This is a genomic window from Paenibacillus mesotrionivorans, assembly GCF_046098205.1.
Classification (GTDB): Bacteria; Bacillota; Bacilli; order Paenibacillales; family NBRC-103111; genus Paenibacillus_AR; species Paenibacillus_AR mesotrionivorans.
On record NZ_JBJURJ010000004.1, the window covers coordinates 73224 to 97680 of the forward strand.

General features: G+C 53.2%; 17 protein-coding genes. 14 read left to right on the plus strand and 3 right to left on the minus strand.

The genetic code is table 11. The annotated features are described in order from the left end of the window. Window positions 1-47: 47 nt before the first annotated feature. The 4 genes from ACI1P1_RS07010 to ACI1P1_RS07025 all read left to right on the plus strand — a co-directional run bounded on the left by ACI1P1_RS07010 (window position 48) and on the right by ACI1P1_RS07025 (window position 2674). Window positions 48-254, plus strand: coding sequence for a hypothetical protein (locus tag ACI1P1_RS07010; RefSeq protein ID WP_416215649.1), 207 nt, complete (start codon window positions 48-50; stop codon window positions 252-254). A 31-nt stretch (window positions 255-285) separates the two neighbouring features. Continuing rightward, window positions 286-945, plus strand: coding sequence for a membrane protein insertase YidC (gene yidC, locus ACI1P1_RS07015; protein WP_416215650.1), 660 nt, complete (start codon window positions 286-288; stop codon window positions 943-945). Between the two features lie 383 nt (window positions 946-1328). Further along, the gene (locus ACI1P1_RS07020) at window positions 1329-1670 is read left to right on the plus strand and encodes a thioredoxin family protein (RefSeq protein WP_416215651.1); all 342 of its coding nucleotides are present in this window, start codon (window positions 1329-1331) and stop codon (window positions 1668-1670) included. A gap of 137 nt (window positions 1671-1807) precedes the next feature. After that, a complete protein-coding gene (locus tag ACI1P1_RS07025; RefSeq protein ID WP_416215652.1) occupies window positions 1808-2674 on the plus strand; it encodes a hypothetical protein in 867 nt (288 codons plus the stop codon). A gap of 223 nt (window positions 2675-2897) precedes the next feature. Here ACI1P1_RS07025 and ytxJ read toward each other — a convergent pair whose 3' ends face one another. Further along, window positions 2898-3236, minus strand: a complete 339-nt coding sequence (ytxJ, locus tag ACI1P1_RS07030; RefSeq protein WP_416215653.1) for a bacillithiol system redox-active protein YtxJ — start codon at window positions 3234-3236, stop codon at window positions 2898-2900. Between the two features lie 555 nt (window positions 3237-3791). Here ytxJ and ACI1P1_RS07035 point away from each other — a divergent pair. Continuing rightward, window positions 3792-5147 (plus strand): FAD-dependent oxidoreductase, encoded by a 1356-nt coding sequence (locus ACI1P1_RS07035; RefSeq protein WP_416215654.1) that lies wholly within the window; start codon window positions 3792-3794, stop codon window positions 5145-5147. Between the two features lie 304 nt (window positions 5148-5451). After that, entirely contained in the window at window positions 5452-11166 is a 5715-nt protein-coding gene (locus ACI1P1_RS07040; RefSeq protein WP_416215655.1) for an S-layer homology domain-containing protein, read from the plus strand. A gap of 62 nt (window positions 11167-11228) precedes the next feature. Here the strand turns inward: ACI1P1_RS07040 and ACI1P1_RS07045 are convergent, their stop codons facing one another. Next, window positions 11229-11861: a TraX family protein gene (locus tag ACI1P1_RS07045; protein WP_416215656.1), complete on the minus strand. Its 633-nt coding sequence runs from the start codon at window positions 11859-11861 to the stop codon at window positions 11229-11231. Window positions 11862-11997: 136 nt separating this feature from the next. Here ACI1P1_RS07045 and wecB point away from each other — a divergent pair, with 136 nt between their 5' ends. From wecB to ACI1P1_RS07060, 3 genes are read left to right on the plus strand one after another with little or no spacing between them, the layout of a single operon-like run. Then, the gene (gene wecB, locus ACI1P1_RS07050; protein ID WP_416215657.1) at window positions 11998-13182 is read left to right on the plus strand and encodes a non-hydrolyzing UDP-N-acetylglucosamine 2-epimerase; all 1185 of its coding nucleotides are present in this window, start codon (window positions 11998-12000) and stop codon (window positions 13180-13182) included. 18 nt (window positions 13183-13200) lie between these two features. Then, window positions 13201-14427, plus strand: coding sequence for a MerR family transcriptional regulator (locus tag ACI1P1_RS07055; protein ID WP_416215658.1), 1227 nt, complete (start codon window positions 13201-13203; stop codon window positions 14425-14427). Between the two features lie 45 nt (window positions 14428-14472). Continuing rightward, the gene (locus ACI1P1_RS07060; protein WP_416215659.1) at window positions 14473-15315 is read left to right on the plus strand and encodes an SDR family oxidoreductase; all 843 of its coding nucleotides are present in this window, start codon (window positions 14473-14475) and stop codon (window positions 15313-15315) included. Window positions 15316-15348: 33 nt separating this feature from the next. On the opposite strand, the gene ACI1P1_RS07065 is transcribed toward ACI1P1_RS07060, so the two are convergent. Beyond that, a complete protein-coding gene (locus ACI1P1_RS07065) occupies window positions 15349-17076 on the minus strand; it encodes an amylo-alpha-1,6-glucosidase (protein WP_416215660.1) in 1728 nt (575 codons plus the stop codon). Between the two features lie 117 nt (window positions 17077-17193). On the opposite strand from ACI1P1_RS07065, the gene ACI1P1_RS07070 reads away from it, so the two are divergent. The 5 genes from ACI1P1_RS07070 to ACI1P1_RS07090 all read left to right on the plus strand — a co-directional run bounded on the left by ACI1P1_RS07070 (window position 17194) and on the right by ACI1P1_RS07090 (window position 24435). Continuing rightward, window positions 17194-18081: a helix-turn-helix domain-containing protein gene (locus ACI1P1_RS07070; protein ID WP_416215661.1), complete on the plus strand. Its 888-nt coding sequence runs from the start codon at window positions 17194-17196 to the stop codon at window positions 18079-18081. 221 nt (window positions 18082-18302) lie between these two features. Next, window positions 18303-19259: an ABC transporter permease gene (locus tag ACI1P1_RS07075; RefSeq protein WP_416215662.1), complete on the plus strand. Its 957-nt coding sequence runs from the start codon at window positions 18303-18305 to the stop codon at window positions 19257-19259. A gap of 11 nt (window positions 19260-19270) precedes the next feature. After that, window positions 19271-20152, plus strand: a complete 882-nt coding sequence (locus tag ACI1P1_RS07080; RefSeq protein ID WP_416215663.1) for a carbohydrate ABC transporter permease — start codon at window positions 19271-19273, stop codon at window positions 20150-20152. 70 nt (window positions 20153-20222) lie between these two features. Next, window positions 20223-21800: an extracellular solute-binding protein gene (locus ACI1P1_RS07085; protein WP_416215664.1), complete on the plus strand. Its 1578-nt coding sequence runs from the start codon at window positions 20223-20225 to the stop codon at window positions 21798-21800. Between the two features lie 133 nt (window positions 21801-21933). Further along, the gene (locus tag ACI1P1_RS07090; RefSeq protein WP_416215665.1) at window positions 21934-24435 is read left to right on the plus strand and encodes an endo-1,4-beta-xylanase; all 2502 of its coding nucleotides are present in this window, start codon (window positions 21934-21936) and stop codon (window positions 24433-24435) included. Window positions 24436-24457: the final 22 nt, after the last annotated feature.

The following is a 24457-nucleotide window of genomic DNA, read 5'->3' on the forward strand; positions in this document are numbered from 1 at the left end:
TGTCCGCTTGTCGCAGCCCAACCGTATTCAACGGTGGATTGTACGGATTGCCCAACGCAAAGATGCGCCTGATGAAGAGGATCATGGTCCTTCCCAACTTTGATGTTTCATACATTGAATTGAGGGAGGATCACGGTGAAAAAGAATTTGTTGCTTCACAAATGGGCGAGGCCCATGTTCGTCATGTTGGTGGGGGTTATGTCTATTTTGGTGCTCAGCGGATGTTCGGCTGCATCTACAACCAACCCGATTGATGCTGGTTCGCCAGGAGTCTTTAATCACTATTTGATTTATCCATTTTCGCTCCTGATTACATTCTTCGCTAATGTGTTTCAGGGGAACTACGGATTATCGATTATTCTCATGACCTTCATCATCAGACTTGCGATTTTGCCGCTTATGATGAATCAAACCAAGAAGCAAATGGCCATGAAAGAAAAGATGGCCGTCCTCCAGCCGGAGTTAACGGCTCTGAAGGAGAAGTACAAGAACGACTCCAGTACGGATGCCAAAAAGCAGGAGCAAACGGAGATGATGCAGCTTTACCAGAAGCATCAATTTAATCCTTTAAACATAGGGTGTTTGCCCATGCTTCTCCAATGGCCGGTCACCCTTGCATTCTACTATGCCATCCGGCGTACCCCGGAGATTGCCGCTCATGATTTTCTGTGGTTTAGCCTGGGGCATACGGATATGATTTTGCCGCTTATTGCCGCAGCCGTATATTACATGCAGTTCCGTGTGTCTCAATCTCTGTCAACCCAGTACCAGCAGGAACAAAAGAACCAAATGGCTCTTATCGGGCTTATGTCTCCCATCATGATGGGGGTGCTCTCTTTTGGGATGCCTGCCGCGCTGCCGTTATATTGGGCGGTTGGCGGTATATTCATTACAGTACAAACGGTTGTCCTGAATAAGCTATACACGAAGCCCAAGGCAGCGTAAAACGAAACAAAACAGAGCATCTGGGCCGAAAGCCCGGAAAATAAAAACCCACCCCAAGGTTGACCGCCGAAGGTGGGTTTATATTGCCTTAGACTTAGAAGGGGATTAACCATCCAAGCAGATGGTTAATCCCTATTTGTAGAACTGGGGTAAAACCAAAAGTTCTGATTCCTTTTATATTGGCTTGTATGGAGGAGTAGGATAGTTTCATTAAAATAGGAAATTCTCCTGACAAGAGCCGTGAAATGAAGGAAAATGCTAGGTGTCTTCCCATTCCTCCAGGGTGGTAATTTCTCTCCAGTTCATTGCCGTGTTCTCCCTTCGGTTGTAACATGATTCAATAATTAGTCAAATGTATGAAGAAAGATAGAGGTGGCTGCGGTATGAAAGAGGTCCATTCCTTATCTTCACTGGATATGGTGGAGTCGTTTCTGCAAGAGCATCAAATGAGCTTCCTGTACGTATCCAGACCGGAATGCACGGTATGCCACGCTATTTTGCCCAAGCTAAGAGAGCTCTTAGGGTCTTATCCGAAGATCCAATTGGGGCATATCAATGCCAATCAGGTGGAAGCGGTGGTTGGACATTTTTCGGTTTTTGCCGTCCCCACAATGTTAATGATGATCGAACAAAAGGAATATGCAAGATGGGACCGGTTCGTCCGGTTTGACCTTTTAAATGATCACATCAAGCGGGTTTATGAGGTCATGGCCCCCGAGGGGTAAGCACCGATTATCCCCGTTTGCCCTCAAAAAAGTTGCACGGACAGGCTCCGCTATTTTATATTCTTAATAAAAATCCCCAGGTGTTTCCTTCGTTTGGTTATGATTCCATTCGAAGGGCAGCCCCAAAGGAGAGGAACATGAATAAAAGAATGGCTGTGATGGGGCTGTCTGTGATGTTACTGTTCTCCGGCTGTTCCTTGGGCAAGCCGAAGCCGACTTATGAGGCAGAGAAGGCGCAGATGATCTCCGCGATTGAGAGCAAATATCCGTATCTGGAAATTGTATCGGCGGAGGTATGGGCCTCTGAACGGCGAATGAACGGGGTGAAAACCGGTCAGATGATCGGGACCTTCGTGGATAAGAAGGACCCCAGCTTCGCTCTGCAGGCGGCAATGCAAGATGATGGCACAGTAAATATCGAATTCAGTGAAACCATGTACAAGGCCCGGATCGAACTCATTGATATTCTGAAGAAGCATAAACCGGGCAATGTGCTGAATGATTATCTGGAGTTCCAGCCAGAGGGGGTAGTGGGCCCTGTAACGATCATGACCTTCACCGATCTGGATCCTGTCATTGTGGGTGTAATGAGAAAATCCATCAACAGCCAAGCGGAGCTGGAGGACGATTACCTGATGACCCAAGAAATGAACGAGGTAGTGAAGAAATACTATCCGGAGCTGGAGTTCGACGGTGTCCGGGTTATTCATTGGGAGCAGGGAAAGTTCGACTGGGAGAAATGGCTGGAGTATAGTTCTAGCGGGGCCGATTATTGGATGACACAAACGATTAAAGGCAGGCTGGTAGAGGATCTGGACCATGACGGTGGCGGGTATTCCAAAAAGCATTGGAAATCCGGGTTTTACTCCGATAAGAATGCGCTGCCCACTCGGGTGCTGGATTACACGGTGTATGGCGCAGATGGATTCCAGCCCGGAAGCAAGGAAGATTTTATGGCTCAGGCTATGGAGCTTGGTAAGGTGAAGGCAGCCGCCGCGAAGTAGTTATGATGCCGAAGGAAGTCAGCCCAGTTATGACTGAGAGCTGGCTTTTTTTCTTAGAAGAGAGAGAGGGATGTCCATGAAAGGAAAGGTTGTGCTTATCATTGGTGTGAATACCGGAATGTGATTGGCTGCGGTGATCGAGATGGCGGCAGATGAGCCCATGTAATCATGGCCTGCCGGAGCCTTAAGCGGGGTACTCCAGGCTCCGGAGTTGGCAGTTTTATTAATCTAATACAGCCGCCATATGTGCCTTGGTAACAGACCAGTGGGAGGCGGTCCAGTATTTGGCTTTATCCTTCACGTAAATGATTTGCGGGGACTCGTGCTTTACACTCAGATCCTCGGCAATTTTGTTGGATACGGGGCGGGATTCGATAACCTTGACCAGGGTAAAGTCCACCTCCTGATTTGGGGCTCCCTTCAGATAGTCCTCATATTCATGAAGCGCATTGGCGCTGACCGGACAGGTTGTGCTGTGTTTGAGGATCACTTGTCCGCGTTCGGAGGACTTCGCCAGGATGTCTTCCCATTCCTCCAGGGTGGTAATTTCTCTCCAGTTCATTGCTGTGTTCTCCCTTCGGTTGGTCAATTTATTAAGTTGAATTTTAACATGATTCAATAATTAGTCAAATGAATGAAGAAAGGATAGAGGGCCGCCGCGAATGGCTAACGAATCTGTAACACTTTATTTTGCCAACAACGCCACGATTCCAAATCTAACGAATCTCTGCCACGTTATTCGTCTTTTTGAAGGGCATTTTGGTGCAAATGTCAGACAAATAGCGTGGCTGGGATTCGTTAGAGCGTCTCTCCCTCCAGGCTCCGGTTGTGGCATCAATGCCCGGAGGATAATAACCGTATAATTGTATCCCTGAAGAGTGGGCTCACCCCACTCCTTTCTTTTTGAGCAAAGCTTATAATGCAGAGGCACGAAGAACAACCTTTACCCCTTTTTGAAAGCAAAATCACCTTTAATCAGCAGAATAGATGCATCCCCCAGACTCGCTGCTTTCAGTAAAAATCGAAGCATAACCGGTCAACTCCGCTACACATGGCAGCCTCCGGTCTGCTTGTAGAATTGGGGGAGAGCTAACAATAATAATGGATAGGAGGAATCATGTTGAAGCCATTCACAGCATTTTCAAAGTCTATTCCGTTGGATGATTCTTGGGAGGTCATCGTCGTGGGTGGAGGTCCGGCAGGCTGTGCGGCAGCTGCCGCGGCTGCCCGGGAGGGAGCAAGAACCTTGCTCATTGAAGGAACAGGAGCCCTGGGGGGAATGGGAACCTCCGGACTTGTTCCCGCCTGGTGTCCCTTCTCGGATAAGGAGAAGCTTATCTACCAGGGGATGGGGCAGCGTGTCATGGAGACCCTGAAATCCCAGATGCCCCATGTGAAGCCGGAAATGGTGGATTGGGTGCCCATCGACGCCGAGAAGCTGAAGGTGGTTTATGATGAGCTGGTAACGGGCTATGGAGCCGCTGTCCTGTTCCATACCATGCTGAGCGCGGTGGAAACTGATGAAGACGGTAGGGTTACCGGCATTATTGTCACGAACAAATCAGGCTTAACCGCATTCCAGGCCAAGGTATATGTGGATTGCACCGGAGATGCGGATTTGGCCGCTTGGGCGGGAGGCGAGTACAGCAAGGGCGATGCCCAAGGCTCCTTGCAGCCGGCCACACATTGCTTTATCCTGGGCAACGTTGATGAATACGCTTATCTGAATGGGCCGAATCTCCATAACCAGAATAAGCAAAGCCCGATTTACGAGATTGCCCAATCCGGCGAATATCCGTTAATCCCGGATGCCCACCTGTGCAATAATCTGGTTGCTCCGCGGGCTACGGGCTTTAATGCCGGACATATCTGGGAAGTGGATCATACGGATCCGTGGAACACCTCCCAGGCGATGATACGGGGCAGAGCTATGGCCCAGCAATACCGGGATGCCCTGGCTAAGCACCATCCCCGGGCTTTTGCCAATTCTTATGTCGCCTCGACTGGAGCACTGATGGGCATCCGGGAAACACGCCGCATCCTGGGCGACTATATGCTCACCTTGGAGGATTATCTGAACCGCCAAAGCTTTCCTGATGAAATATGCCGGAACAACTATTACATCGACATTCACTTTACAGAGGAAGAAGCCAAAGCCCTGCTGGAAGGGAAACTGGTGGAGAAGCAGCGCAGCTTTCGTTACGGACCAGGTGAGTCCCACGGCATACCCTATGGCTGCCTGACGCCCAAGGGGCTTGCAAACGTACTGGTCGCTGGCCGTTCAATTTCCTGTGAACGAGCGGTACAGGGCAGCGTTAGAGTGATGCCGGTATGTCTGGCTACTGGTGAGGCTGCCGGTCTGGCCGCTGCTATGACAGCCACAACGGCGGCCGCTGATGTACACGCTGTAGATGTGTCTGTGTTAAGAAGCCGTCTCAAGGAGGCAGGGGCATACCTGCCTGACCAATCTTAATCCTTGGAGGGGCAACCACTATGATAAAACCGACCAATGCAGCATTGGAACCGGGGGCTGTCCTCAAAGCCCCCAACTAAAAAAAGGTTGGATGGAAAAACGTATGTTTTTTCGTCCAACCTTTTTTGTATCTGGATGCCCAGGATGCCTGAGAACAGTACAATTGTATCCCTGAAGAGTGGGCTTACCCCACTCCTTTCTTTTTGAGTAATGATTATAATGCAGATGTTAATGATTCCACAAAAGGAGGATGTAACCGCTTACGTTTTTGTGCTGGAAATTAACAATGAATAGGGAGGTCTTTATGCTTACAAGAAAAGTAATCAGTCTTTTGTTGGTGCTCGCCGTTGCGCTTACAGGATTTATCCCGCAGGCGGCTAGTGCTGCCGACACCATTTCATACACCGGCTCCGCTGATCCGGCTTCTCTGGCACCGCAGGCCACGGGTGGACCGGCGGTTATTCAGAACTACCCGATGCCTTCCATCTATACTCCATCCGACATTTTCTCCTTGAAGGCGGATCAGGAGGCCGTGCCCGTCGTCAAGTATCTACCGGAATATGACTACGCGCAATTTTCCTTTGCCGGGACGGTTACCATTGAAGTGACGGCGGACAAGCCGATCACGTCGTATTCCATCAGTCCGCTGGCCAAGAACATCCAAGGGACTGTGGACGGCAATAAGCTGACCTTTACGCTGTCCACCTCCACCTATGTGATCGTGGATATCAACGAGGCTCCGAATGAGAATCCGGACGAGAAGGATCCGGAGAAGAAAAGAAAACGGCTTGTTATCGCAGCAGATCCGTTGGAAACGGATATTCCCGCCTCCTCTGGCCCGGGAATCTATAATGTGACCGACGCGCCCTACAATGCGGACAGCACAGGGGCTACGATCACCTCAGATGCCATTCAGCAGGCCATCGACGATGCCCATGCTGCAGGAGGAGGCATTGTATTTATTCCTGCCGGCGTGTATACCTCCAGCAATCTGACCCTCAAAAGCAATGTCACCTTCTACCTGGCCGGGGGAGCGGTCATAGTCGGCACAGGCAGAGGAGAGGATTACCGGAATGACTTCCGCAAGGATAGCATTTCGGATGGCACCTACTTTATCCGTACGGAAACCAACTCCGAGAATATTACCATGCGGGGACGGGGCACCATTGACGGCAAAGGGATCGAGATGCGTAAACGCAAGATGGTGAACCCGCCACGGAAGGAGGGGCTGCCGGAGGAGCGTCAGCACAAGAACGGACAGGGATTCATCAATAATCTTGTGGTGCCGATGGCAACCAGCCATTTCACTTTTGACGGGCTGACCCTGCGGGACGGTGGTTTCTGGGCCTTCCTGATCGTCCGTTCCGATGATGTGAAGATCACCAATTACAAGGGCTACCAGGACTTATACACCCTTGAGGACGATGCTATCGATATCAATGAGAGCCAGAATGTACTGGTGAAGCATGCCATTGCCATCTCCGATGACGATACCTTCTCCACCAAAACCTGGCCGCAGAAGGGCATGTCCAAGGATTGGCCGGGAGAAATTGAGCATTTGGAAAATGTGATTTTCGATGACTGTTTGGCCTGGACACGCTGCGCAGCCTTCAAGCTGGGTATGGGCATATGTACCCCGCAGATCGGCGTCACCATCCGGAATTCGTATGTGTATCAAGCCGCCCGGGCGCTGCTTGTGGATCATGCCTATACCGAAAACCCTCTTCCGGAGGAGGGCTGGGCCAGAGATATTACCTTCGAGAATATCGATGTCGAACGAGTGGGGATTAGCCAATTCGGGAATTATTGGGTTCGGGTCTCCACCAGCACAGCCGGGGATGTAAGCAATATCCTGTTCAAGAATATTAATGTCCGTGATACCGGGGGAGAAACCTCTCCCATTCAGGGGAATCCCACAAGAGGCGGCATGGTGAACGGAGTCACCTTTACGGATGTGGTTGTGAAGGGCAAGCTGGCCAAAAGCCTGGCTGACATGAAAGCATCTGTGCGGAATGACAATGTGAGCGGCCTCGTGATTGCCAATACAACTCCGGCCATTTTCAGCGATAATTTTGAAGACGGAGACACTGTGGGCTGGACAACGGTCGCAGGCACCTGGGCAGTGACGGCAGAGGACGGTAACCAGGTTCTGTCCACCAGCAAAACCCAGACGGCTCTCATTACTGCCAACGCAGGTGCGGCCTGGACGGATTATACCTATGAAGCCAAGGTGAAATTGCCGTTTATAAACAATGAGGAAAACGCAGGCCTTGTCTTCCGTGTGAAGGATGACAAGAATTTCTACATGTACCGAATGAATGCCAAGAGCAAGAAGCTGGAGCTGTTCAAGTCCGTAGAAGGTACGATGACCGCGCTGACGGACGTTCCTTTCACATCTGTTAAGCAGTGGTATACCGTGAAGGTGATTGTGAAGGGCAATACGGTCAAAGGTTATGTGGACGGGGAGTTAAAGACGGAATGGACGAATCCGACAACCGAATTAACTTCGGGGGGAGTTGGCTTCCGCACCACCTCAGCCAAGGTTTTGTTTGACGATGCCGCTGTGACGGCAACCAATGAAGCGCCAACAGATATTGTACTCTCCCATAATAGCGTAGCGGAGAATACCACTCCGGGAGGCATCGTCGGCACCCTCTCCACCATCGACCCGGATGCGAGTGAGCCCTTTGCGTATGCATTGGTTTCGGGACAGGGAGATACGGACAACAGCAGCTTTTCCATCGCTGTGTTGGGAAATTCCCTTATTGTCCGTGCCGAACCGGACTACGAAACCAAAAACAGCTACACTATCCGGGTGAGGAGCACGGATTCAGGCGGACTTTATGTGGAGAAAAGCTTCACCATCCATGTAACGGATGCAGATGAAACACCCGTTGTTACCAATCCTAATGCGGTCCTGTTCAGCGATGATTTCGAAGATGGCAATTCCACAGGCTGGACATCTAATGGCGGCACCTGGAATGTAGCTGCAGATGACACGAAGATTTTGGTCCAAAAGGCGAATACCACGGGCCTGATTACAGCCGGTGACACCTGGACGGATTATGTGTATGAAGCCAAGGTGAGGGTACCGATTAGCAATGCCAACGCAGGACTTGTCTTCCGGGTGTTGGACAACAAGAATTTTTATATGTACCGGATTAATACCTCTGCCCAAAAGCTGGAGCTGTACAAATCTGTGGACGGAGTTATGACCAACGTATCCAGCAAAACGTTCACCACAGCTGCGAAGCAATGGTATACGCTGAAGGTGATTGTCCAAGGAAATACGGTTAAGGGTTTTGTGGATGGGGAACGGACCATGGAATGGACCAATCCCGTAACGGAATTAACAGCCGGCAAAATCGGCTTCAGAACCACCTCTGTGGATGCGGCATTCGATCAGGTGGTAGTGACAGGGATCAACAAGGCTCCTGCTGACATTTCCCTGACTCAAACCAGCGTATCCGAGCAATCACCGGCGGGAAGCACTGTAGGGTCCTTCTCCACCACCGACCCGGATGAAGGAGACACCTTCACCTATTCGCTGTCGGCAGGGGAAGGGGATACCGGCAACGCAAGCTTCGGCATCTCCGGGAATACCCTGCAGACGGTAACAGCTCTGGTGTACGATAACCAAAGCAGCTACAGCATCCGGGTCAGAAGCACAGATGCATGCGGGCTGTATACGGAGAAGCCGTTTACCATTACTGTTGTGAAATCCGGTGTCCACCTTGCTGATGCCGCCAACAATACCGTCTTGCTTGATCGCAGCAGAATAGCGGCAGGGGATATGGTGGTCATTACGGCCGCAGGAGATAGACAATCTTCTGAGGGCTCCGTGGCAGGCGATGAGAAATTCGTTCCCGCCACCTGGTCCTCCACAGAGAGCGGCAAAAACGGCGGCTTCCAATGGGATGGGGAAAAGGGAGCGTACATCTCCAGCTATACCGCTTCGGAGGCGGGGGCACATGTGGTAACGGCTGTGTTCCAGAAGATGAACTGGAACGGCTCGTCCTGGGTTAACGGAGCCACGGATACCAAGACGGTGACTCTGGATGTATATGCGCCGGGCAATGCTGAAGGCAACAGCCTTCACATCACCCCAAGCAGTACAGTAGTTGGGCAGACTGTCATCATCACAGCAGAGGGATATAACCAGGGGCTGACGCCTTCCGTAGTCGGCGACGAGCGGTATATCCCCGCAGTCTGGAGCTCCACAGAGGCCGGCAAGTCGGGAGAATTTACGGTAACGGAGCAGGTATACCAAGCCGCTTACGTCCCGGCTCAAGCAGGCAGCTTCACCATCACCGCCACCTTCCAGAAGCAGGTATGGGACGGAATGGCTTGGATGGATACCACCACGGGTACACAGAGCGCGGTTCTCACTGTCGTTCTGGCACCGGCGGCCAATGTGGACCTTAATACGGTCACAGTGACCCCGACAAGCATAACCGCAGGCGGAACTGTAACCATTACCGCAGCAGGGGACAGGCAGAATGCCGGGGGTACAGTATTTGGGGAAGAACGCTATATTCCAACTGCCTGGAGCTCTACAGAGAGCGGGAAATCAGGAGTGTTCACCGTAAACGGGCAGGAGTATTCCTCCCGTTACACCACCGCTTCTGCAGGTACGTACAACATAATCGCTACCTTCCAGAAACAAAGCTGGGACGGAACAGCGTGGATCGACGGCACAGCCGATACGAAAAGCGTGAATTTGACTGTCATTGCCCCAGTGGAAGAGGAACCGTCTCCTTCAACGGGTGGTGGCATTCCTGGTACAGTCACTCCGGCTGGCAGTGTCGGCGCAACTGTGACCACTCAGGAAAACGGCCAAACGGTTACCACCATTTCGGTTGACTCAAGCAAGCTGGAGCAAAGGCTGATCCAGGCCGGCCAAGGCGGCACTATTACCATTCCGGTAGATACTGCAGCCGACAAGGTTGTTGTGGAGCTTACCGGAAACATGCTGAAGAGTATGGGAACCAAGGCCGCGGTCCTGGAACTCCAAACAGGGAAGGCTACCTATACCCTGCCTGCCGCACAAATTCAGATGGAAGACATCGCCCGCCAATTGGGAGCGCAGTCGGAGCTGAAGGACATCAAGCTCCACATCACCATTGCAGCACCTGCGGCGGATACGGTGAAGCAGGTACAGAACATGGCCCAGCAACAGGGTTATCAGCTTGCCGCAGAGCCGGTAGAGTTCAAGATTACCGCCGCTGGCAGCAATAAAACCGCCGATATTACTGCCTTCACCGGTTATGTGAAAAGAACCATTGTTTTACCGGACGGAACCGTTCCGGGCAAGGTAACTACAGGTATTGTGCTGAATGCCGACGGCTCCTTCTCCCATGTACCTACGTCCATTGTGCTGACCGGCGGGAAATATTATGCCACCATCAACAGCTTGACCAACAGCACCTATGCGGTGATTTACAGCCCTAAAACCTTTGCAGATGTGACTGCTCATTGGGCAAAGGATACCGTGAACGACATGGCTTCCCGCCTTATTATGGAGGGCAGCGGCGAAGGCCGGTTCGAGCCGGACCGGGACATTACCCGTGCGGAATTTGCCGCGGTGATGGTGAAGGGGCTTGGGCTGATGCGGCCGGGCACCGGCAAGGATGTGTTCCAGGACGTAGCCAAGGGCAGCTGGTATTACGATGCAGTAGCCATTGCGTATGCCAACGGAATAATCGACGGATATGAGGACGGCACCTTCGGACCGATGAGTACCATTACCCGGGAGCAGGCCATGGTTATGACGGCCAGAGCCATGAAGCTTACCGGCTTAAAGGCAGAGCTTACCGCTAACGAGGCAGAGCAGCTGCTGGCCGGGTTTACAGACGCCGGCGAAGCAGCCGATTATGCCAAGCTGAGTATGGCAGCCTGTCTCAAGACCGGCATCATGACCGGCCGGGATAATGACACCGCAGCACCCAAAAGCAACATCACCCGCGCCGAGGTGGCCGTCATTGTCAAACGGCTGCTGCAAGCGTCGGGCTTGATTTAGCAGCAAGCAGCGGAAGTAACAAGGGATCTGTTTATGCGCCAGCATAAGCAGATCCCTTTTTTTTAACCAAACAGATACCGGATCAACAGCAAAATGACAAAATGGGCCGGGTAAAAGCTGCGCCACATCCACTTGGGAATCCGGAAACCATCCACCCACCGCACCAAAGCAGGCGCGTACGCGATAAGCAGGGTAGTGCCGAGGCTTGCCATCTGGAGAATCCAGGCGGGTCCATTTGCAAACACAGCAACGATGTTCAGAACAAAATGAAGAATGACCATCACATGGCCGGAGGTGTATCGGTAGATCAGCAGCAGCAGAATGCCGTAGAAGCCGTAATCGAACGGGAATACCTCCAAAATTACAGTAACCACGGAAACCAGCAGGATTTTCAGGGGAAGGGATTTCAGCCGGTCCAGAGCATACAGCACAAACAATCCAAGGATCAGCGTGCCGAGCACATTGATATGATTGGGCCGAATGGCCAGCATATAGGGCACCTGGGCCAACACACCGATCAGCAGCAGCCGGCCAAAATAGCGGTGCACATCCCGGGTGCGTTGGTAACCCAAGACCAGAAGATAGGTATAAATCGGGAAGGCCAACCGCCCGATGAATTGCCACAAGGCGTCCTGCGGCAGGAACATTCTCCCAAAATGATCGGACGTCATCGACAGCATCGCCAGAATTTGCATCCCATTCTCCTTTCACATAAAACTTAGATTTATTATAACGCATATGGTGGAGAGTGAGGACTCCACTTTCCTCTTGCATGTGACGTAACGTTATCCCTTACGCTGGCTTTACCGTAAACGAAGGGGGAAATGTACGATGTCCGAACGCAAGAAGATTATGGTGATTTTCGGCACCCGTCCGGAAGCGACGAAGCTGGGGCCGGTGGTTCAGGAATTAAAGAAACACACGGAATGGTTTAAAACCAAGGTGGTGGTGACCGGGCAGCATCAGGAGCAGCTGTATCAGGCACTGTCCCATTTTGATATACAGCCGGATGTGGATTTGGCCATTATGAAGGAGAACCAGACCCTTGCCGACATTACCTCGGCGGCTATCACGGGACTGGATGCGATGATTGCCGAAGACCGTCCGGATTTTATCCTGATTCACGGCGACACCCAAACGGCGGTATGCGGCGGAATGGTGGCTTTTTTTCATAAAATACCTGTTGGGCATGTAGAGGCGGGACTGCGTTCCCACAACAAATACTCGCCGTGGCCGGAGGAGATAAACCGGAGAATTGTAGACGTGGTGACGGATATTTCATTCGCGCCTACACCGGTTAGCAGAGACAATCTGTTGAAGGAAGGCTACAATGATAAGGACATCTATGTGACAGGACAAACGGCGGTGGATGCCGCAATTGCAACCAACTGCACCAGTTATATATTTAACGAAGACATCCTGAACCGACTGGTCAAGCAACCGGGTCGAATCATTACTGTGACCGTTCACCGGAAGGAAAACTACGGGGCTCCCATGCAGCGGATGTTCCGTGCCATCCGGCGGATTGCCGATGAGCATCCCGACGTGTCTATTATCTATCCCGTTCATCTAAGCCCAACCGTCCGGGAGGCCGCGTTCGGAATGTTATGGGGTCATGAGCGGATTCATCTGCTGGATCCTATCGAATATTCGGATATGATTAATCTGCTGGCCCGCTCCTTCCTGGTGATGAGCGATTCCGGCGGTCTTCAGGAGGAGACGCCTGTATTCCATAAGCCCCTTGTGCTCATGCGGGACACCACGGAGCGGCCTGAGGCGGTTGCCGTTCATGCGGTTTATCTGGCCGGGACGGAGGAAGAAGCCATTCATGAGATCACCAGCCGGCTTTTGACGGATAAGAATATTTATCATTCCATGTCCAACACGGTGAATCCGTTTGGCGACGGGCTGGCGTCGAAGCGGATTGTGCAGATTATCGCCTGTCATTTCGGATTTGTTCCTGAGCTTCCGGATGAATTCCAGGGACATCTGGCTGCAGCGGGCAAAAGAGAGTAGCGAACGGGGGCAAAGAAGGTGCAGCTGCAGGAGGATTGGATGACCGCGGGGCAATTTGCGGATAAGGCAGGCGTAACCAAACGCACGGTGCAGTTTTATGATAAGGTAGGATTATTAAATCCCAGCTACCGGACCAGCTCGGGGCACCGGTATTACACCAAGCAGGATTTGGCCCGTCTGCAGCGGATTATGACGTTGAAGTATATCGGCATGTCCATTGATGAGATCCGAAGCATCGTCCAGCGTGACGGGCATGAGGCGGACCTGAAGGAATCCCTGCGCGTGCAGAGCACGATTATCGGCCAGAAAATGGAGCATCTCCGCCTGGTTCAAAAAACAGTGAAGGAAACCCTTTCACTGCTGGAAAGCCTGGATCAGGCTGAGGGCTCCGTTCCCCCGGCAGGAGAAGACGAAAGCAGTCCCGGATGGGAGCTGTTCGCGTCGATTATCCGGGTGGTGAATCAGGAGTATGAAAGTGCATTTAACCTGCAGACAAGAATCCACCTCCACGATGGCTTCAGTATAAATCCCCACACATGGCATCATTGGCTGTTCGATCAATTGGCCATCCCGGAACAGAGTTTGATTCTGGAGCTGGGCTGTGGGGACGGGACCTTGTGGCAGCGGAATGCGGACCGGATACCGCACGGCTGGAATGTTACCTTGACAGACTTGTCCGAGGGTATGCTTCATGACGCCAAGGAAGGGCTGAGGACCTGCGTTCCTGCTGACAGATTCTGCTTCTCCCCGGCAGATGCACGCTCCATCCCGTTCCCCGATGCAAGCTTCGATGCGGTGCTGGCCAATCATATGCTCTATCATGTCAGCGAGCGGCACCAGGCTCTTAAGGAAATCCGGCGTGTGCTGAAACCCGGCGGGATGCTGTTGGCCTCCACCATGGGCAGCCGGCACATGATAGAGGTTAAGGGCTTTTTGAGCCAAGTGAATCCGAGCTATGATTTTGGACGCCAGGATTTCGCCTGCGAGTTTGGGTTGGAGAACGGGGAGGCACAGCTGTATGCTGCAGGCTTCACGGATATCCGGGTTAAGCAATATGAGGATGCCCTGCAGGTAACGGATGCGCAGCCCCTTATCGATTACATCCGGACTACCCCCGGGGGCCGGGAGAACCTGACGGACAACCGTTTGTCCAAGCTGGAGCTTATGTTAAACGAGTTCATCCGGAAGGAAGGCGCTATCCATATTACCAAGGAGGTCGGGTTATTCACCGCCTGCCGCCAATAAGCAGCTGTCAGGGAACTGGACTTGTCCAGAGGAAGGAAGATGTCCATGAGAGGAAAATATGTCCTGATCACTGGCGCTAATTCGGGAATGGGACTGGCGGCCACAGTGGAAATGGCCCGTAGAGGAGCGACGGTGATTATGGCCTGCCGGAGCCGTCAACGCGGGGAGGAAGCGCTGGCGGAGGCCAAACGCCGGAGCGGCTCTGAGCAGATTTATCTGATGCTCTGCGACTTGGGTTCGTTTGTAAGCATCCGCGCTTTTGCGGAGGAATTCAAAGCCGCCTATCCGGTGCTGGATGTATTGATGAACAATGCCGGCGTGGTTACCGTCAGACGCGAGCTTACCGCCGATGGTTATGAACGGGACTTGGGCGTGAATCATCTGGGGCATTTCCTGCTCACCAACCTGTTGCTGGATAACCTCAAAGCGGCGGAGCAAGGCCGGATTGTCGTGGTGGCCTCCGGTGCCTATAAAATAGGCAAGCTGTATCTGGATGATCATACCCTGTCCCGCGGCTTCAACCCCGGCAAAGCATACGCACGCTCCAAACTGGCCAATATCCTCTTCACCCGTGAACTGGCAGCCCGTCTGCAGGGCACAAGCGTAACCGTAAATTGTCTGCATCCGGGAGCGGTGGGAACCAGCATCGGCGTAAACCGGGAGACGGGATTTGGCCGCTCCGTCCTGAAGCTGCTGTCCCATGTTTTTCTGACCCCCGAACAAGGTGCGGACACCGCCATTTATTTGGCCACGGCGCCGGAGCTGGGCAGCGTAAGCGGGCAATATTATTACCGGCGTAAGATCCAGGAATTGGCGCCGCGGGCGAGGAATGAAGAGGAAGCGGCACGGCTGTGGAAGTGGAGTTTGGAGCAGTCCGGGCTAGATTAGGTCCTATTCAGACAGGCGGCCATATGAACCGGTTTAATTTGTATCCTCCTCCAGCAGCAGCAAGGCGGTGAGCGCGGCAGTCCAGTGATAATCGCGGATGCTGTCGGTTTTGACACGGATATCATACGGCTTGCGGCGGGGACCCTTGCGGTCGCAGTCCACCGGGTCCACCCGGTCGGTGGAGTCGTAATATTCGAACACAACGCCGTATTTCAGGTAATATTTCTGAACCAAACCGATGGTCCGCTGCTTCAGCCATTCCGCCTCCTCCCGTCTGCCCTGCTTGCGGAGCCCCAGGATGATGAATACATTCATGTTAATCCAGGTTGGCCCCCTCCACATATCCGTACCCCATTCCGGCTGGGAGACGGCAATGCTTGGCACCGGGCAGGGAGTCAAGAAGTGAAGAGGGTCCTTCAGCATACGCACCAGCCCCTCCGTATGCTGTTCAGGCAGGTTGTCCAGCAGCAGGGGAAGAAAGCCGCTGACGGCCTTGACGGGGGACAGGCCGCCCTCCGGCTCCAGGTCGTAATAGAACTTATCCGTTTCGCTCCATAAACGGGTCTGAATCCGCTGCGACAGCTCTTCCGCATGCCGGGCCCAGAACGCAGCCTTTTCCTCCTGCTCAAGCTCCCGGCAAATCAGTGACAGATAGTACATATCCCGGGCCATGAACACATTGAAGTCTACCGCATCCACCTTGACGCCCTTGTCGAAGCGGGAGGAATTATCCATACCCGACTCGCCGGAGCGGCACATGACATCCCCTGCAATAGCCCATTCCAGGAGCCCGTTGCCGTTGACATCCCGGTGCTGCAGGCTCCATTCCAGATATCTCTCCAGATAAGGGAGCGCATAGGCCAGCGCTTCCGGCTTGCCCAGATGCCGGAAGTTCTCCCACATCCCCCAGGCCAGAATAGGCGGCTGCGTAATGCTGCTTCTCCGGCCGCTTACGGAAATCTGATGGGGGATCATGCCGTCCTCCTGCTGGGCCTCCAGCATCGTGAACAGACACTGGCAGCTCAGCTCCGGGTCCAGAGCATTCATGGCCAGGGAATGAAACACGGTATCCCAAAGCCACATGTCCCTATGGGGTACCCGGTCAGGGGTGGACCAGTGCTGCTTCATCCCGGCTTCGGCCGCCAAGGTGTTCACCTTCATAACGGAAACACACTTCTGCAGCAGCCGGTCCAGGGCCGGGTCCGGAAGCTTGGGCAGGCGGAGGCAAGAGGCGACCCTCTCCGCCACCGTTTCCTCCATGGAAACGCTCATTCCGGCTTGGGCCCGGGCAACGGCTTCCTCGCGGCTGACCCCAAAGGAAACCGCGAACCGGTGCTCCTGCCGGGCCAGCACCACCCAGTCGCCGGCTTGTGGGTCCCGCGTAAGCGTCAAACCCGGAGCAGCCTCCGTTTCGGCGCCGGCCGCAGCTGCGGCTGCTTCCTCCGCAAAACCAAGGGCAATGCTGCAGCCTTCACAAGCTTCTCCCGCCAGCGTATGCCAGTGGGTATAAGCGAGAGTCAGGGCTCCCGCCGCGCCCGCCCAGGAGCACACATCTCCAGTAACATAGGCCACGCTGAAATCAGCGGGTAAACCTACGGATAGCTTCCGCCTGCGCGGAGTATGAAATAACAGGTCCGGCAGCCGTTCCCCCCAGGTGCCTACAAACCGGGAGGCCGTATGGGTTGGTCCATCCATTCCCGAAAAGGCAAATATCCCGCCTTCCCCTATCCGGTCCGGCAATCTTTCCAATCCCAGAATCATGATCATATCCCCCTTATGGTTGCTGTTGCTGAGCTTTAGTATGAGGGGAAGCCGCTGTTCTTTCTATACCTTCCTTTGCGGAAAAATGATACAATCCTGCTATTGGGAGAGGATGCGATGACGTACAAAAAAACGGAGCCCTTCGAGGGAAGCGCCTTCCCGCTGCGGGTCACGGTGCAAAAGCGGCAGGGCATTCTCGTGAACCCCCATTGGCATGAGCATCTCGAGGTGATGCAGGTGCTTGCGGGCAGAGTGCGGGTGCAGGTTAACGGGAAGAGGTATGAGGGCCAAGCGGGAGACATCTTTTTTGTGAATTCCAATGCGCTGCACGGTGTGGAGGCCTTGGAGGCGGAGGCGGAGCTGCTCGGGGTGGTCTGGGATATCCGCCTCACCGATTCATTCATGGAGGAAGTGGAGCTGCAGCACTTATACCATCTTCTGCTCCGCTCGGAGGTGGATCCTGTGCTGGCCCGTGCCCGGCAGCCGGAATGGGAGGTTTGCAGCGGGACCCTGCAGGAGCTGCGCCGTGAATATGAAGGCGGCGGACTGGGTTACCGGACGGCGATCAAATCCCATGTATTCCGGCTGATCCGGGAGCAGCTGCGCAAGCTGCAGAGCACCGCCGGTCTGATGAAGATGACCCGGGAGTATGAGCGGCTGAGGCCGGCCATTGCGCTTATTGAGCAAGGCTACAGCGGCAGGCTGCCGCTGCAGGAGGTGGCCGGGACCGCAGGACTGAGCCTCTTTCATTTTTGCCGCCTGTTCAAACGGGTCATGAACCGGACAGTCCAGCAGTTCGTGCAGGAGGTCCGCCTCCGGGAGGCCAGACGGCTGCTGCGGGATACGGACCTGCCGGTGGCCGAGCTGTCGGAGCGGGTCGGTTATGGCAATCCGAACTATTTTGCCCGGGTGTTCCGGGAGCATACCGGCACCACGCCGCTGCGTATGCGCAAGCAATACCAGGATATGAAGGCGGCGGGTCAACACCCGCACGAACCGGAATAACCCTCCCCAAACCATTGTTGGGGAGGGTTATTCTATATAAATTGCATTTTTAACATTTTATGAGAAAGTTCCGCTGCAGCCCTTCAACTGGATACGTATTCTGCGGGAATTTCATAAACGGAGTAATATTCCTACAACATATCATAGGATTCTCATATTGTTCCGGGGGGAGGTTTTTTCTACAATGAAGACAGATAAAGAAGACGGAAGGAGACACAGACATGGAGGATATACAGGTTTCCCGGCAGTTGGCCGCAGAGACCGTAAGAGTAAGAAAAAAGCCAAGCTACTTTGTGAAGAATCATCCTTTTTACCTCATGCTTGTTCCGGCAGTGCTGTACTTTCTGATTTTCCGCTATATCCCGCTGGCGGGGTCGGTGATTGCGTTTAAGGACTACAATATTTTCAAGGGAATTATCGCCAGCGATTGGGTAGGGCTGCAATGGTTTCAGCAGCTTTTTACCTTCCCGAAATTCGTCAGGCTGCTGCAGAATACGCTTCTTATCGGCTTCTACCAGATCATCTTTTCTTTTCCCGCCCCCATCGTATTGGCTATTCTGATGAACGAGCTGCGGATGATGAAGCTCAAGCGCGTGGTGCAGACTATTGTGTATTTGCCCCATTTCCTGTCGTGGACCATTGTTGCCGGTTTGGTGTATATGCTTCTGTCTGTACAAACAGGGCTGGTGAACACGGTATATGTTAACCTGACCGGCAACGAACCGATTAATTTCCTGCAGAATGCCGATTATGTGAGAACAGTCATCGTAACCTCCGGTATGTGGAAGGAGGTAGGCTGGGGGACGATTATCTTCCTGGCTGCCTTAACCGGCATCAGTCCCAGCCTGTATGAGGCGTCAACCATTGACGGAGCGGGGCGCTGGAAGCAATTCGTCCATATTACCCTACCCGGACTCCTGCCGGCCATTACGGTCATGCTTCTCTTGAAGCTGGGGCATGTCATGGATTTGGGCTTTGAGCAAATTTATCCGTTTCTGAATCCGCTTACGTCCGAGAAGGCCGATGTTTTCGATACCTATACGTACCGGGCCGGCGTAGTTGGCGGTCAATACAGCTTTACGACTGCAGTGGGATTGTTTAAGTCTGTGGTTGGTTTTGCACTGCTGCTTGTATCCAATAAGGCAAGCAAGCTCACAACCGGAGAAGGTTTGTTTTAGGGGGAAGTATAATGAAAATCAGAAAGTCGCCTGCTGAAAAAACCTTTGAAATCGTAAACATCTCCTTCCTGCTCGTCATGTGCGCGGTTATGCTGATTCCGATTCTGCACGTGGTTGCAGGCTCCTTAAGCTCCGGGAATGCCTTAACCCACTCCCGGGTCGGCATCTGGCCGGTGGAATGGACAGTGGAGAATTATCAGGTTGTATTCACCAACACAACCTTCTGGCGGGCCTTCGGCGTTTCCGTATTTCTGGCGGTTGCAGGTACCTTCATCAATATTCTGATGACTGTAATTACGGCGTATCCCCTTGCCAAAACAGGTCTGAAGGGCCGCCGTGCCGTGATGCTGTTCATCATTTTCACCATGATCTTCAGCGCTCCGCTGATTCCCTCCTTCCTGGTGGTCAAAACCCTTGGATTGCTGAATACCATTTGGGCGCTTATCATCCCCAGTGCCTTAAGCGCCTTTAACATGATTCTGTGCCTGACCTTCTTCCGGTCCCTTCCGGAGGAGCTGTTCGAGGCCGCCCGTGTGGACGGTATGAATGAATACCGGATTCTGTTCCGGATCGCCATTCCCCTGTCTATGCCGATTCTGGTTACCCTGCTGCTGTTCTATGCCGTTGGACATTGGAACAGCTATTATTCAGCCATGCTGTATATCTCTAACGCCGCCCTCCGCCCCCTCCAGCTGTATTTGTACTCCATTGTGGCCCAGGCCTCGGCGTCCGACCTTCAATCCGGCAGTGCTGCGGATGTATTGCTGGACCTTTCGCCTCAAGGCTTGCAGATGGCGACAATTATTGTAGCTACCGTTCCCATTGTGCTCATTTATCCCTTTATCCAGAAGCACTTTATTAAAGGGGCGCTGATCGGCTCCTTGAAGGAATAGCCAATCATGCATACGTTATGATGGGTTTGCCGCCTTTCATATAGAAGATCAAACGGGAGGTTATCAAAAAGTGACAACAAAATGGGGTCAATATGTCATTGCGTTAAGCGTTGCCGGTTTGGCCGTGGCCGGCCTGGCTGCATGCTCCGCCAAGGAACCGGCAGCGGAGCCATCCCCTGCGGTAGGAGCCTCGGCAGCGTCCGGCCCATCCGCTTCCGCCGCCGTAAAGGGCAAGTTCAGAATGTTTGCATCCGACTTCAACAACCAGTATCCGGCTTCCCCGTCGATGCAAATTCCGGCCATTAAATACATGGGGGAAAAGACCAATACGGACATTGATCTGGTTTTTATTCCCCATGGCCAATACGCCGACCAGCTGCGCATTAAATTCGCCTCCGGAGACATTCCCGATGTATACCAGACCTGGGGCATTGCCGACGCCGAGCCCATCCAGAATAATCTGGCCCTGGAGCTGAATGAGCTTCTGGACAAATACGGCCCCAACCTGAAGAAGAATATCCCCCAGTCCGCCTGGGATGCGGTTACCATCAACGGCAAAATCATGGGTATTCCCACTCCCGCCACCCGCAATGCCCCCGCTGAGCGGCTTCTCTATGTCCGTAAGGACTGGATGGATAAATTGGGTCTGCAGGCGCCGAAAACCTCGGAGGAGCTGCTCGCCGTTCTGCGGGCCTTCAAGGAAAAGGACCCCAACGGCAACGGAAAGCCGGATGAAATTCCGTTCTCCGCCCGGGAGAAATTCACCTGGCTGGACAATCTCTTCGGCATGTGGGGAGTGAATCCGGATTCCTTCTCCATATACAACAATGAGGTGATCCCCAGCTTCATCCACCCCAACACCAAGAAGGCGCTGGAATTTGTCAAAACCCTGTATGCGGAGAAGCTGATCGACTCCGAGTTTATGACCAACACCTCCACCATTTGGAAGCAAAAAATTCTGTCGGACCGGGTTGGCATGTTCAACAGCAATCAATCGGTGGGCGGCACCTGGTTTAGGGACTTGAAGAGCTCCCTGAAGGATAATCCCAACGCGGATCTGATGGCGATCCCCACGCCGGTGGGCACCGGGTACAGCGGTCCTGTGGGCCGGGTGGAGCAGCCGGTGAACAAAACCTTCATTCTGTTCAAGCAAAGCAAGAATGCGGAGGCGGTTATCCGGTTCTTCAACTGGCTGGCCTCGGAGGAGGGCAATGCGTATGCCGCTTATGGTCCTGAGGGCCAGGCGCTGACCCGGCAGGGAAATGATTGGGTCCATACCTCCGAGAAGGATAAGGAATTGCAGCAAGCCTGGAGAAATGCCATCTTCAACATTGTGGAGCTGGATTCCACGATTAACATGGTGAAGCAGGATGAAGCCATTCTTGCCCACATGAAGCAGGCTATCGAGGTTTCGAAGAAGGAGGGGATTCCGAATCCGCTTGCCCCCATGCCCATTCCCCAATCCCTGCTGTCCCAGAGTGAGCTGAAATGGAGCGGATCCTTGTTCCAGGAGGCCGTTGCCAAGATTGTTGCCGGTGACAAACCATTGGATTCCTTCGATGAGTTTGTGGCCGTGTGGAAGAAGCAGGGAGGCGAGAAAATTATTAAGGAGGCGACCGACTGGTATAACCGGAACGGCAAGAAATAACCCGCTTGCCCACTATTTTGCGCAGCGTCCGGATGCTGTCCGCCAATGGGTCAACCCGGCCCATGGTTCATTGGACAGCATCCGGCGGAGCCGGGTAATCATCACATCCTTTCAGGAAATGGAGCGTGAATTTATGAAAAGGCTTACAGCTCTGGTTTTGGCCATATGTTTATCCTTTATGCCTTTTGCTGCCGTTTGGGGCGGTACCGCCTCAGCAAGCAGCAGTAGTACCGCAAGACAAATGATATTCGATGACCGTTCTACCTTCGAGGTGAACCAGGATTTTGCAATGGGCGGGGCATACAGAGCGGAGTATGTATCCCTTTCTACAGAGGCGGACCACACAACCGGAGAAGGAAAAAGCCTCAAAATGGCAAACAGAGCTTTTTTGTACAACAGGGTGAAGCTGGAGCATATGTTTTCGGAGGCTGATCTGGGCCGGACCTTTACGGTTACCGCCTGGGTTTATTCCCGGGATCAGGCTGCTCCCGCTCTATCGATCGGCACTTACGGGGCTGCCGGTACAGCATATGCAACGGCCCCCGCAGCCTACACAGTGGCGAATGTGCAGCCGAATACCTGGACCCAGCTTGTGCTGCAATATGAGCATAAGGATAAGAACGTCACGCAGCTGGGCATTGATCAAAAAAACGGCGATGCAGTAACCGTGGCGTCTACGCTGTTCATGGATGACATCACCATTACTCCGTCGGATCAGTTCCTTCCCTTCGAAACGAGGGTGACAAAGGAAGGCAGAAGGCCAATACCGGTTGTTGCCGATACCGGAAAGGGCTATAACGATTTAATCTTCTATGACAGAGTGTTCGAGGAGGAGCCGGATACGGAAACGAAGGACCCGGACACCATGTTCAATGAGCTGCCTCCGGGAAGAGTTATCAAGGACCAGGATGACTTGATTGGCGCCAGTGTCACAGGCCCGGAGTACGGCCAGCTGGAGGTTGTACCGGCAACGGGTATGCCCTTTACTACTGCGTGGCAGGCTACGGTAAGTACCGTTCCGGAGAATCCGTGGGGCTATCAGCTTGTGTTGGATAACATGCAGGAGGGTGTGGATTATACAGCCGGAGATCAGATGCTTCTGGTATTTTATATGAGAACCCTGGAAACCTCCAAGGAGGACGGAACGGGCATGGTGCAGACGATTGTTGAAATGGATGCGCCGCCCAATTCCAAAGCCCTGGCGGAGAATGTTATCACCCTTGCCGGGCAAGGCTGGCTGAAGGTATATCTGCCCTTTACGGCCAAAGCGGGGTATCCGCGTCTGTGCATCCGGTTGGGCTATCAGCTGCAAACGGTGGAATTCGGAGGGTACGAGTTAATCAACTATGAGGATCAGGTTACGTTTGACGAGCTGCCTTCCTCCTCTGTGATGAAAACAACGGATGGCAGAGGCGTTTTCAACAAGAATCAAGCATGGCGCATCGATGCCTGGAACAGAATTGAGCAGATCCGCAAGGGCGATATCCATGTTGTGGTTCGGGATCAAAACGGGAACCCGGTTGAGGGCGCCCAGGTGGACGTGAACATGGCGGAGCATGAATTCAAATGGGGAACGGCGATTAATGCCAACATGCTGGGCAATAGCGGAGTGAACGAGCGGTACCGCGCTGCTGTAGCGGCCCTTTTCAATTCGGCTGTGTTGGAAAGCGAGCATAAGTGGATCCCCTATGAAACCAATCCGCAGCGGGCTATGGATCTTGTGAACGGGGCGGGGTCCCTGGGACTGAAGAGCGTAAGAGGCCATACCTTGATCTGGGACAGAAGCTTCCCCAACGGCTGGACCCCCAACTCCTCCATCCCCCAGGATCTGGCAGAGATGCTGGCCCAAGATGACACAACAGGGCTGGAGAATAGAATAAAAGGCCATTTCGCAAGTATTCTTCAAGCCGCTCCTCCAGTGGTGGATGAGTGGGATGTGCTCAACGAAACCATTTCCAACAATGCCATGCGGGCCAAATACGGCAATATCATTATCAAGGACTGGTTCCAATGGGCAAGGGATGAGGCGCCCCAAGCGAAGCTCTATCTCAATGAAACAGGGATTATCGGCTTAAATCCGTCCAGGCTAGCCACCTTCAAGGTTATTCTCAATTCCATGGTGGCCAATCAGGTGGACTTTGACGGCATCGGCATTCAAGGCCATATCGGAGACAACTTCACGGATATGGAGGATGTTTACGCCGATATGATGGAGATAGCGGCATACGGGAAGGAAATGAAAATAACCGAATTTGATATGGGAGCGGCGATCAGCCAAGACCGTGAATATGAGTCCAGCTTTACCAGGGATATGATGATCATGGCGTACAGTATGGAGAATATGACCGGGTTTTTCATGTGGGGCTTCAACAGCGGCATGCATTGGCTGGACAACGCTCCTGTGCTCAACAGCGATTGGACTCTGAAGGCATCGGGCGGCCAATATCTCGATCTGGTATACAACAAGTGGTGGACAGATGAAAGCGGCGCAACGGGAGCAGACGGGACATACAGCACACGGGGCTTTTATGGAGATTATGATGTCACGGTAACGGTCAACGGCACAACGAAAACCGTCCAGTTCCCCCTATATAAAGGGCAAACCAACACCGTCGAAATCATGCTGGAGGAATGACCTCAGCCTTATGGCCGCCGCT